The sequence below is a fragment of the Verrucomicrobiia bacterium genome (assembly GCA_036405135.1).
Taxonomy (GTDB): Bacteria; Verrucomicrobiota; Verrucomicrobiia; order Limisphaerales; family JAEYXS01; genus JAEYXS01.
Genome location: DASWYF010000043.1, coordinates 24928 through 37355 on the forward strand (window position 1 = coordinate 24928; position 12428 = coordinate 37355).

At 55.0% G+C, this 12428-nt stretch carries 9 protein-coding genes; 4 read left to right on the forward strand and 5 right to left on the reverse strand.

What is annotated here, in order from left to right; translation table 11 throughout:
- The first annotated feature begins 102 nt into the window (after window positions 1–102).
- The 3 genes from VGH19_20415 to VGH19_20425 are packed head-to-tail and all read left to right on the forward strand — an operon-like array spanning window position 103 to window position 2260.
- Entirely contained in the window at window positions 103–696 is a 594-nt protein-coding gene (locus VGH19_20415) for a sigma-70 family RNA polymerase sigma factor (protein ID HEY1173740.1), read from the forward strand.
- An 18-nt stretch (window positions 697–714) separates the two neighbouring features.
- Window positions 715–1266: a zf-HC2 domain-containing protein gene (locus VGH19_20420; GenBank protein HEY1173741.1), complete on the forward strand. Its 552-nt coding sequence runs from the start codon at window positions 715–717 to the stop codon at window positions 1264–1266.
- 13 nt (window positions 1267–1279) lie between these two features.
- The gene (locus tag VGH19_20425; protein HEY1173742.1) at window positions 1280–2260 is read left to right on the forward strand and encodes a hypothetical protein; all 981 of its coding nucleotides are present in this window, start codon (window positions 1280–1282) and stop codon (window positions 2258–2260) included.
- Between the two features lie 255 nt (window positions 2261–2515).
- Here the strand turns inward: VGH19_20425 and VGH19_20430 are convergent, their stop codons facing one another.
- Together VGH19_20430 and VGH19_20435 are read right to left on the reverse strand one after the other, a co-directional pair.
- Complete coding sequence (locus tag VGH19_20430) at window positions 2516–4282, reverse strand: family 16 glycoside hydrolase (protein ID HEY1173743.1); 1767 nt, start codon at window positions 4280–4282, stop codon at window positions 2516–2518.
- Between the two features lie 14 nt (window positions 4283–4296).
- Window positions 4297–8226, reverse strand: coding sequence for a PVC-type heme-binding CxxCH protein (locus tag VGH19_20435; GenBank protein ID HEY1173744.1), 3930 nt, complete (start codon window positions 8224–8226; stop codon window positions 4297–4299).
- 275 nt (window positions 8227–8501) lie between these two features.
- On the opposite strand from VGH19_20435, the gene VGH19_20440 reads away from it, so the two are divergent.
- Window positions 8502–9557, forward strand: coding sequence for a dipeptide epimerase (locus VGH19_20440; protein ID HEY1173745.1), 1056 nt, complete (start codon window positions 8502–8504; stop codon window positions 9555–9557).
- Window positions 9558–9570: 13 nt separating this feature from the next.
- Here VGH19_20440 and VGH19_20445 read toward each other — a convergent pair whose 3' ends face one another.
- Genes VGH19_20445 through VGH19_20455 form a run of 3 tightly spaced genes read right to left on the reverse strand, consistent with a single transcriptional unit; the run spans window position 9571 to window position 11999 of the window.
- Window positions 9571–10449 carry a tetratricopeptide repeat protein gene (locus VGH19_20445; protein ID HEY1173746.1) on the reverse strand — a complete coding sequence of 293 codons (879 nt, stop codon included), beginning with the start codon at window positions 10447–10449 and terminating at the stop codon, window positions 9571–9573.
- Window positions 10450–10461: 12 nt separating this feature from the next.
- Complete coding sequence (locus VGH19_20450) at window positions 10462–11241, reverse strand: ABC transporter permease subunit (protein HEY1173747.1); 780 nt, start codon at window positions 11239–11241, stop codon at window positions 10462–10464.
- Window positions 11238–11999, reverse strand: coding sequence for an ABC transporter ATP-binding protein (locus VGH19_20455; protein ID HEY1173748.1), 762 nt, complete (start codon window positions 11997–11999; stop codon window positions 11238–11240). Before VGH19_20455 ends, VGH19_20450 begins: the two co-directional genes overlap by 4 nt.
- Between the last annotated feature and the right edge of the window lie 429 nt (window positions 12000–12428).

The window sequence follows — 12428 nt, forward strand, 5'->3', positions numbered from 1 at the left end:
GGGGTGCCGGGCTTCCTCTCCTTCCTTGGCGGGAGCAGGATGCATCCGCAAGTAAGTTGCAAAGCTGACAAGCACACAAATTTAAGGCACGCTACCGAAAACATGGGCACCATCCTGAACACGCTGTTTTCGCTCTCCGATGAGCAGGCAATGTGGCGCGTGCAGCAACACGCGGATGAAGATGCCTTTGCCCAATTGGTGCGGCGGTGGGAATCGCCCATCCGGAATCTCTGTGTGCGGATGACGGGCGATCTGCACAAGGGCGAAGACCTCACGCAAGAGGCGTTCGTCCGGGTCTTTGAAAAACGGTCCATGTATCAGCCGGATGCGAAATTCTCCACCTGGCTTTGGCGCATCGCCCTGAACCTCTGCTACGATGAACAACGCCGCATCAAACGTCGCAGTGAGACCGCGCTGGAGAATGAAGAAGGCGAAACGGTCGTGGAACTGGTGACGGACGCCAGCGGCCCGGCCGATCAGGCGGAAGCAGGTGAACGCGCCGACATGGTCCGACGCGCTTTGGTAAGGCTGCCTGAGACCTATCGCACCGTGCTCGTGCTGCGGCACTATGAAGGATTGAAATTCCGCGAGATCGCCGACGTGCTCGATATCCCGGAAGGCACCGTGAAGTCCCGCATGGTGGAAGCGCTGGGCCAGATGGAACGGCTTTTGAAGAACGACGTGAGTTTGACTTAATTAAATTTGAACAGGCTTATGAAACATCCGACGCAAGAAGAATGGATGGACTACCTCTACAACGAGGCGCCCGCGAATGAACGCGCGAAACTCTCCGCACATCTGGCCGCGTGCCCGGAGTGCCGCACCCAAGTGCAAGGCTGGCAGAAGACGATGACCTCGCTGGATACTTGGCAACCGGCCGTGAAGGAAGCTCCAGCCTTCCGTTGGATGCCCGCCATCCGTTGGGCTACTGCCGCGATGATCATGCTGAGCTTTGGTTTCACGCTCAGCCGGATGACCACGCCGAAAGTGGATGTCGCCGCTGTGGAAGCTCAAGTGCGCGCACAACTCACCGCAGAAGTGAAGCAACAGATGCAGCAGAGCATGGCGGAGTTCACCGCCGCACAAGCCAAGCAACGCGTGGAAGACCAGCAACAAGTGGTGCAGACCCTGCGCCAGATGGAAGCACAACGGCTCGCCGATATCGCCTCCCTGCGTTATGACATGGAGAGCCTCGCCATGTCCGCTCATCTCCTGCCTTCCACCGGCAATGAAAAACTCACCGCTCAAATCAGTATCGAGAAGTAAGTAAGGATTTTCTATGAAGAACGGCACATTAGTTTACAGCCTCTCCGCCGCCACTCTCGGATTGCTTTGCTGCTTTGAAGCATCATTGCTGACCGCTCAGGAACAGGACCAGCAGCCCCGAGAATTCCAAGGGGAACGCCCGCAACGTCCCAAGCAGGGTCCGCCAGGACAACCCGGTCAACGGCCTGAGCGCGGTGGTGATCGCCAAGGACCTGGGGATGGCAACCGCCCTCAGGAAGGCAGTTATCAAGGCGGGCGCCCCAACCCTGCCGCGATGCTCATGCGCATGTCCGGCCGCATCCTCATCGTCGCCCCGGCGGCTGAGGCGAAAGCACAGCAGGAAGTAGAAGAGGATATGACCACGATGCTGCATCTCGTGGAGCGCGTGATCGAGAAAGACTTGGGCAGCGGCGCTTCAGGCGATGAGATGGGCAATTATCGCGGCATTCCCACACTGCTAAGCAGTGACAGCCGCGCCACCTATCTGGATGACTACGGCGTCATCTTCACGCTGCGCACCACACAGGTTTTGAATGGCCCGGCCAATGCCGAGAAACCTGTGCCACAGCCCGGACCACGCGGCACTCAATGGGAACGCGCCCGTCAGGAACTCTACGGCGAACGCAGTGGAGATGTCCCGCGTGACTTCGGCAGCCATCGCCAATATGACGCCGCGAAAGTCGCTGCCCTGAAAGAATCTCTGCTCTCACTGTTGCGCGACGCCTCAAACCTGCGTCATCTGAAACCAGATCAAAGCGTGGCGGTCATCCTGACAGGTTCACCGTCCTTGGCGGGCTTGCGTCCGGGCAGCAACAACAATGCACAGGCCGAAGAAACACCGCGAGATGGTTCCCCTCTGGAACGCTTCCGCACCCAACTCACCCGCTCCACCACATTGGTCTTGCGCGCCAAGAAAGCGGACATCGACGCCTTCGCCCAAGGTCGCCTCACCATCGAACAGTTCAAAGGCAAAGTGAGCGTGGTAAATAATTGAGGGTTCTTAAAAAGTTAAAAGGGTTGAATCGTTTTCCGATTCGATTGAACGCAGCCAAGGTTTGTGAGTCTGAGTCAAGAGCACTCTACGACTGAAAATCTCGTCCGCCCGTGACGGCAAAAAATTCTGAAAGCAGGCAACAAATGTTCTCCCTCTCCTCTAATGAGGAGAGGGCCGGGGTGAGGAGTGAGCGCACCAACGGATTCTCGAACTGGCTGCAGTGTCCAGTCACACCCGGTTCAATCTTTTAACGATTTAACGGCTCTTCCCCGTCTTCAGTTCCGCCTTGAGCGGATTCAATTCCAGTTGAACCTTCCGCAAGCGTATCTCAAAAGGGACATTTCCTGAGTGCAGTTGGAAGGCGATGATACCCTGCCGCTTGCCGGCAGTATCTTCCATGTCCACACACGTCTGGCCATTGATAGCAGTCTTGATGTGGCTGCCCACCGCCACGATCTCATAAGTGTTCCAATCGTCTTTCTTCACATGCTTGTCGCCATCCTCTTTCCAGAGCAGTGCGCGGCCATGTTCTTCGTAGAGCTTGCCCCACCAGCCCACGCCGATGTCTGCTTGATAGCCTTTCACTTCACCATCAGGCAATGCCTCACTACGGAACTGGATGCCGCTATTACCAGCATTGGGCGCGAGCTTCACTTCCACGATGAGACGGAAATCTCCCACAGCCAAAGGCGCCACGAGCCATTCGTTTTTCTTCAAGGCCGGGCTGGTGCCGATGAGTTCACCGTTCTCCACTTTCCAATTCCCCTTCGCACCAGACCAACCATCGAGGTTCTTGCCGTTGAAGAACTGATCCACGTTATCCTTCGTCGCCAGCATCGGCACTTGCCCTTTCGTGGCGAGATAAGCGATGAGGTCGCCCACTTCTTTCTCCGTGAGTTGCTCCACCAGACCTTCCGGCATCATGGAAAGTTCACTGGGACGAATGGCGGCGACATCTTTACGCGGGAGAGAAAGTGTTTCGTTCGCGCTGGCGATGGTGATGACCTGCTCCGTCTGCTGTTTGATGATGCCGGTAATCACGCGATCATCCTTCATCTCCACAGTGGATGTCTTGTAATCCAGCGGGATCTCGGCGTTCGGATCGAGGATGTTGTGGAGGATGTAATCGAGATCGGCGCGATTGGAGCCGGTGATGTCCGGGCCGATCTTGCCGCCTTCGCCGTAGAGCGTGTGGCATTGCCCGCAAGTGCGCGTGTAGATTGCGCGGCCATTCATCGCATCATCGCGACGACCAGGCGTCTGGATGAGTTTTTTGTATTTGGCGATCTCTGCGATTTTCTCCGCCGGAGTGGCGCGGATGGTTCCCCAGACTTTCTCCACCTGCTGCGTGATGTCCGCCTGGTTCAGATCGCGCAACTGGCGGACGATATCCGCCGAAAGATCTTTGCGATCAATGCGATTTTGCTCCACCGCAGAGAGCATCGTGCGCGCATGAGAGACGCGTGAAGCGAGGGCGATAAGCGCATCGCGCTTCTCCGCAGCAGATAAGCCCGGATAAACCTGCACAAGAATGCGTGCGATGGATGGCTCTGCGAAAGCGCCAGAGGCTTTAATGGCCGCACCGCGCACAGCGGCATCGTTCAGCAGAGCGGGCAGCAATTGTTCCAATTGGGAATCCTTCGCCGCGACGAGAGCCTGCAAAGCATTGATGCGATCGGCAGGTTTTGCAGAACTGTTTTTCAACTGCTCGCGCAGATCGGCGAGCGCGGCGGAACTGCCGAAGATAAGCGAGAGGTTCTTCGTCAGCTCTTGCACTTTCGCATTCGGGCTTTGGCTGAGCTTCTTTGATGCCGCCTCCCAACCGGTCGGCATCATCACACGGCCTTGGCCTTTCAAGCCGTCGCTGATGCCTTTCAGGATGTCCAACTGCACTTGGGCATCCTCTGTCTGCGCGAGCACCTGCACCAAAGGCGAGAGCGTATCGCGAGAAGATTGCGCGAAAGCGGAAGTGGCAAGGGCGACGCTCACCGTCGCGGCCATTACATGCTTAAAGAGTGTCATGGAATTGAAGCGGATTATTTGGCAGCGGCTACGGTCTTGTTATCCATCGTCAAGCGGCGGGCGATGTATTCACGCACCACGGGAATCTTGGATTTGGAGATGAGATTGATCGCGAGTGCTGGCTGCTCGGCAACCACCGGTTCCGTCGCATACCAATACATCAACGGGAGGTTATGATCTTTCGCGTCTTCGGCGTGAGAGAGGAGACCTTCGAGGATTTCTGCGCGTTGGATAGCCGGAATACGTTGAATCGCCGAGGCGAGATAGAGGCGCACCATGGCGGAAGAGTCTTTCTGAGCCATGTCCTTGAACAACTTCAAGAACTTGTCCGAAACCAGCTCGTTCTCGCCAAGCAACTGAATCGTCCAGGCTCTGGCGTAATCATCACCCTTGGTCAGAAGAGTCTCAGAAAGAGAGCTGTCCAAGTTGCCGGTAGCATGCAATGTCCAAAGAGCGCGGAGCTTGTGATGGCTCTCTTTGCCTTCCAACACAGTTTTACGGAGTTCCGCGACGGCATCCTTGGCCAAAGCTTTCTTGGCACTCCGTTCCTGCAACAGACGTTTCGCTGTGCGCGCATACCATTCATTGGGATGCGTCTGATACTTTGCCAATTCAATATCCGATGCTTTCGCTAAATCCACCCTGTTCACCTTCTGATCATTGTAAACCACCTTGAAAACCCGTCCATTGCTGCGGTCATGCACTTCGGGTTCACCGCGATGGCATTGCTGCTTGTCATACCAGTCGATCATGTAAACGGAACCATCCTGATCGTATTTCAGGTTGATGATCTGAGACCAGCGGTCATTGAAGTTCGCGAAATCCGGCGAGTGCTTGCCCACGTAACCAGAACCAGTGCGTGTGGGATTGTCCACGTTGATGCGTTGGCCGTGGATGTTGTTCATAAACACCTTGCCGTGATATTCCGCAGGCCAGCTTCCACCGAGATAGCACATGAGACCGGAATGCGCATGTCCGCCACCCGCTGAGTCCGAGCGGTTGTTACCGCTATGCGGCGTATTGCCTACGTAGTGGACGTGATCACCATGGGTCTTGATGTCATCGAAGATATAAGGATGCTGCGGACGCAAGGCGCCCTTGCTAAAGTCTTGCGCGAAGTAATCCGGCACGATGCGTTTCATCTCCGCGACGCTCGCAGGATTGTGCGCGCCCGCCTGGCGTTGATAGCGGCCACCCTGGATGATGTGCCAGAAGTGTGGGATCACGCAGGCTTCGATGAACGCGTGTCCATATTCATTGAAGTCCAAGCCCCAAGGATTGCTGGTGCCTTCGGCAAAGAGCTCGAACTTATGCTTCGTGGGATGATAACGCCAGATGCCCGCATTGATGAACTGGCGCGTGCTTTCCGGATCGCCCGGCTTCTTCACGTGTGAGTGCGTGAACACACCATGGCAACCGTAGAGCCAGCCATCCGGTCCCCATGTGAAAGAGTTCAACGTCTCATGCGTATCCTGATAAGCCCAACCTTCGAGGAGAATCTGCGGTTTGCCTGCGGGCTTGGGCTCATCGCTTTCCTGCACGGGGATGAACATCAGATGCGGAGCCGCACCGACATACACACCACCGAAACCGTATTCGATACCCGTGACAAAATTTAGATTTTCGATGAACACCGTGCGCTTGTCGAACTTGTGATCCCCATTCGTGTCTTCAAACACGAGGATGCGATCCGTCCCCTGCCCATCCGGTTTGCGCTTCGGATAATCATAATTCTCCACCACCCAGAGCCGGCCACGGTCATCGAGGCAGAAAGCAACGGGCTGCTTCACATCCGGTTCACCGGCGAAGAGATGTGCTTTGAAACCTTTCGGCAGCGTCATCTCCTTGGCGGCGGCTTCGGGAGAAAGGCCGGAAAATTTCACGTCATCGATAGGAGCGGGTGGAGTCGCGGTGGCCATGGGCGCACCAGCACCGACGGGCTTGCGCGCTGCCGTGTTCGCCGTACCGAAATCCGGCTTGCTGGCGTAGAATTTGAAATCATCAAAATTGATGTGGCCCCAGTGGCCTTGGTGTTCATCCGTGAGGCGGATGAAAATCTCTTTGCCCTGATGCGGCTGCAGATCGATGAGCACCGGAGTCATTTTCTCCGTGGCATTGTTGCTCTTTTGAAAAGCCGCACCATCGAAACCGGCGGAAGTGAAGATCGCCTTACCCGTCACCACATCGACCAGATCCACGCGTGTGTTTTCATAAGGAGCAGCGGCCACCAAGAAAGCCGCCCATGGATGCGTGACCTTGAAAGGAGCGGAGGTCAACGTGCCCGTGCCCGGATCACGCGTCACTTCATAAGTGCCTACCCAGTATTTCCCAGCATGGTTGCTGATGAAATCATTGCGGCGCGCATTCACCACATCGCCCTGCATCGGCTGCTTGTTGAAGGCATCTCCTTTCGCCGTCCAATCACTCAAGTCACCTTTCTCGAAATCCAGATTCAACGCCTTGCCATCCTTGCCGACCGGCAAGATGCCATTCGGAGCGGGATTGGGATTTGGCTTCACCTCCGCCTGTTTCGGGGCCGGAGTAACACCTGTACGAGGAACCACTTTATCCGGTGCAAGTCCGCCATCCTTCACCTCATGCAAAACTTTAGGCTGCGCCTTTTCCCATTCCGCTTTGCTCACTTTCTTCGACTCTTGCAGCAGGACGAACGTGCCTTTCTTATTACCCACCACGAGGTCAGGCAGCTTGTCCTTGTTCACATCACCCACGACGACTTGCGTGCCTACGCCAGAATTGTCATCGATAAGATGCGGCACCCAAGCAATGCTCTTGTCCGCCTTGCGCACGAGCTTGAACCAGTAGCTCACGGCAGGGGCACCTGCCTCCGCATCACCCGTGGCACCATGCGCCCAGAAACGTTTGCCGGTGACGATGTCCTTGAGACCATCGCCATCCATATCGATGAGTTCCATCGCGTGGAGCTGGGAGAATTTCACGCCGTAGCGGTTCTCCTGCGGCTCCTTGTTCATGATGACGTGCTGTTTGAACTTCGGCTCACCCACCTCGTTCTTCTCCGCCAGTTGCTCATACCACACCAGGCCGAAACCGTGCGCGGCCAAAGCGGTGACCACGTCATTGCGACCATCTCCATTCACATCATAGGCGAACATCTGCGACCCACCGACGTTGAACATCGTCTTGTGCTGCTTCCAAGGTGCGCCATCCGCCAATGACGCGGGCTGTTCCCACCAGCCGTCTTTTTCCAAAATGTCTTTGCGTCCGTCACCATTCACATCGCCCACTCCCAAGCCATGCGTGAACTTTTGCCAATTACCTTTGGGTGTGATCGGATAAAACTTCCATTTCTCCGTCGGATTGGCCGCGATCTTCACGTAACCGAAGTAGTTCGCCGCCTGCCCATCCTGCATCACCGTAGAATTGCAAACGATCTCCGGCTGACCATCACCATCGATGTCCTCCCATGTCGGCGATTCATTGTTCACCACGTCAAAGACCACGTGGCGTTTCCAATGTTTTCCAAAACCATCCTTGCCGGGGTTCTCGAACCAAGACGCATCCTTGCCGGGGAAACCGTAGATCAAAATATCCGTCCAGCCGTCCTTGTTGAAATCGTAGGTGTAGGCAAAGAAGTTGTCCGAGTATGTATTCTTCGTGCCCAGACCGCCTTCGAAGCCAGGGTATTCCACCTCGGTGCCATCAGGCTTCTTGGTCTTGAACTTCAGTGTGGCAGGATAGTACTCGAACTTCTGTTTGAAATCGGGTCCAGCCCACCAGAAGGGACCGGAGATGATGTCGTTTTGACCGTCTTTGTTGATGTCGCCAAACGTGGCACCTTCACTCCAAAAATGCTCGCTGAGCTGGGTCTTTTTGAAGGTGTGCAATGTGTAATCCGCTGCCGACGCGGGCAACAGGACACTGGCAAAACCAAGACAGACCAAGGAGGCAGAAAACGCGGTCTTCATAGACATGTGTGCTTTGGTGGACATGGGAACTTTAACAGATTATCGGAAAGCGATACACGCGGACATATCGAAAATACACCTAGGGGGCGGAGTTTTACACCATGTAAAAAACTCCCAAATTCGGGATAAATGACGAATGCCCAAGCTCGAATGATCAAGGAATGTCCAATGTCGAAATCCCATTAGAAATTCCTTCGTCATTCGGATTTCGTCATTGGTCATTCCGCTCCTTTCCGGCTGGACGATGGCTGGGGTAAATGCTCTGGTTATGCCCCATGCAAATGACCTATCGCCGGATGGACCTGCAATTGACCCATCGCTGGACTATCGCCAGCAGCTATGGTCCCGGTGGCAGCGGCGGCACTTCCACTTACGGCACAGTGATCGTGGAACTGAAGGATGCGAATGGCGTCATCGGTTTGGGCGAAGCAGCACCATCGAATCGCTACAAAGAAACGCCCGATAGCATCATTGAATTTCTCAAGCAGGTGGATACCAAGCGTCTGAGTTTCAGCGATGTGCCGGGCAGCATGGCGTATCTGGAAACGATCGCTTCCGGCAATTTCGGGCCGAAGTGCGCGTTGAATATCGCTTTGGTAGATGGTGCCGCACGTTTGGCGGGTAAGGCGGTGTATGATTGGCTCGGTCTTGGCTTCACGGAAAATAAGCACATCACATCGTTTAGTATCGGCATCGCGATGCCGGATGAAATCAAACGCAAGGTGCTGGAGGCAGCGAATTATCCCGTGCTGAAACTCAAGGTGGGCAGCCATGAAGATCGCGAGAACATCGCGGCCTTACGCTCAGCAGCTCCCACGAAAACAGTGCGCGTGGATGGTAATGAGGCGTGGAAGACGAAAGAGGATGCGCTGCGCAACATCGAGTGGCTCGCGCAAGATCCGAACATCGAATTCATCGAGCAGCCCATGCCGGCGAGCACAGCACCGACTGATTTGCGCTGGCTGAAAGAGCGCAGTCCACTGCCCATCATGGCGGATGAATCTTACAAATCCGCCGCCGATATCGAGGTGTGCGCGGAGTGCTATCACTACGTGAACGTGAAGCTCGTGAAGGCAGGCGGCATCTCCGCGTCTTACGAAGCGCTGAAAGCAGCGCGTAAAGCGGGATTGAAAACGATGATCGGGTGCATGATCGAGACGAGCATCCAGATCACGGCGGCAGCGCATCTGGCAGAACTGACGGATTTCTTGGACATCGATGGCAACCTGCTCATCACGGGTGATCCGTATCTGGGTGCGACCGGGATGAACGGTAAGGTGTCGTTTGCGGAGACGGAAGAGAAGCTGGGCTTGAGAGTGAAAGCGCGATAATAGAAGGCACCACCTATGGCTGCGCCTTCCCTCCGCTATCGATCATCTCCTGCGTCTTCTTGATATGCTCATCGATGACCTTGGGCACGGGTGAAAGCTGACGCAAGAGCTGGTAGTTCACCAAGGCGTTCGTGTAATTGCCCGCCTTGTATTCCATATCCGCCAGCCGTGCCACGATCTGTTCCAACATGAGGGTATCGGCATTTTCCTTCGGCGCTTCGACTTTATACCAGCGCATCTTGGCGAGTTCCCAGATATTGCGAGCGCGATCCACATCTTTGTGACTCTCCAGATAGATTTTCCCCAGTTCGAGCAACAGTTCGGGATGGTTCGGATTATTACGCAGACCTTCTCGGAGAAATTCCTCAGCTTCCTTGGGTTTGCCCATCGTCGTGCGGAGCCAGTATGCAGCCACGGTATAAATATCCACCTGATTGGGATCCATCTCCGCAGCCAGCTTCAACCAAGGCAGCACCTCGCGCTCCTTGCCCTGCTCCAGATGAGAATGCGTGGTGATGTAGAAATGCCGGCTAAAGGTATCAATCCAGTCCTTGGGTTTGCCGAGGATGTCCGTCACTCCTTCACCGGTGACACAGCGCCCGTTCTCATCATGCTTGTGCCCGGAATGATCGTCAGCGGATTCACCCTCTTTGGGAGCGTGCAGTTTCTTGGTATCGAAAATGGTCGGGTAATAACCGCTGTGCATGTAGGCATCACCCTTGGCAAAGATCTGGTTGGAGAACAGTTCACGGCTGCCGCCCATCAAGCGTGCGATCAAAGTCTGGCCACGCGAAGACTGTTCCGCCCATGCGAGCTGACGGGGGGAAATAAAGGTGACAAGCGAGAACGCCATCACCCAGAGACCAAGCAATATGAGGCCGGGACGCTTCATGGCATCAGCAGATCACGCACTGAGAGATTTGCGTTTGAACAGCCACCAGGCCGCCACCAGAAAAATGGCGATATAGACCGCCGCATAAGGCGTGGCCAAGGCCCACCAGCCCCAATCTATCAACGGCTGGTTGTGGATGATCAGGTCGCGCACATCGAATATCTCAAGATGCGGGATGTTGTAGTAAACAGTATACAGGATGGTGCTGGCAGGCTCCGTCATACCCAGGGCGATCTTGTTCAGGTGACGGCCAAAAAGCAGGATACCCACGCAGACCACGAAGCTGATGGTGGCATTGGAAGAGGGCGCCGCAAATACAAGCGATCCACAGATGACCATGGCGGTTACCATTCCAAGCATCATCCAATGCAACCAGACGGCCTGGAAATAATTCAGAAGCGGCCAGGATTGCTCCCTTACTCCGCTCAAAACGGAGAAGAAAAGATAGAATACCAGCAACCCCATGCCACAGGCGAACCAGCAACCAAGGAATTTGCCAAAGATGACTTCACCTCGGCTGATAGGCTTGGCGAGAAGCGGGAAAATCGTCCGGCTCTCGCGTTCAGCAGGCAGCTGGCGCGCTGCCGCCGTGATCGCCATTACCAGGGAGGAAATCCAGATCAACAGCAGGCAGAGTTCCTTGAGGTAACGCACAATCTTGTCTTCATTGAAGAAGTTCACAGTGCCCATGGCGAGCGTGATGATCACCGTCAGAATCAGCAGGACATAGAAGTCCTTGCGCCGATACATCTCGCGCACGACAACTCCGGCCAAGGCTAAGGCGTTGTTCATAGGACAGCAGGTTGATAACCGATCAGCTTTAGGAAAATTTGTTCGAGATTCGTGTGGTGCTTGGCGATGAGATCAGTGACGCGGCCTTCTTCCTTAACCTTGCCCTGATTGATGATGACCACGCGGTCACAAACCGTTTCCACCTCGCCCATCTCGTGCGAGGAAAAGAAGACGGTTTTGCCCTCGTTCTTCAACCGCTGGATGATCTCACGCACCCTCATGCGGCCGATAGGGTCCAAGCCGCTCGTTGGTTCATCAAAGATCAGAAGGTCTGGATCATTGATAAGAGCCTGAGCCAAGCCGATGCGTTGCTGCATGCCTTTGGAGAAGGTCTTGATCTGACGTTTACGCGCATGATCAAGTTCCACCAGCTTGATGACCTCGTCTATGCGCCTGTCCAATTGACCCTGGGGAATTTTGAAGATACGGCCATAAAAGCGAAGTATCTCTTCGGGCGTCAGAAATTTGTAATAATAGGTCAGCTCCGGCAGATAACCGATGCGCTGACGGGCAATGGGACGGGAAACGTCTTCACCAAACAAGAATGCCGTCCCATCCGTGGGTGGGACAAAGCCAAGCAGGACATTCATGGTCGTAGTCTTGCCAGCCCCATTAGGCCCCAGAAAGCCGAACACTTCCCCAGCATTCACTGAGAGGCTCAGACCATCTACCGCGACCTTCACGCCCTCCTTAAGATCGGGTGCCCGATACTCGACCCGCAAGTTATCGATTTTAAGGATAGGTTCTGACGCTACCATAGGTTTTACCAAGCACCGGCAGTATGTCGAAAGTTCAACACACACCCAAGTTCAAATAATGCACTATTACCCATAGGACGGGATATCTTTCAATATTGCTCAAAAACGGCGGGGCTCATTTTTTGAGAAGGATGTCGAATGTATTTTCTGGATGAGGGCAAGCGCCCATCCACCCGCCCCGTTATTGGAAGAGATTCCGTTTAAAGGACGCTTTAAAAAACAGATCTGGCACGATCACTCCAAAAATCAATATGGCCAGGGCGGCCCGGCCATAAAGTATCAGTGAATTCAAGGAGCCAGTGTGTGCCCCGGCTCGGTGCAGGTGGAGACTTCACCGATTGCTTTCATGTCATAGCTCCCGCTGGAGGGACACTGCGGCTTGACCTTGATGTAGAGAAACGGACCGATCAGATCCGCATCCGTGGGCGC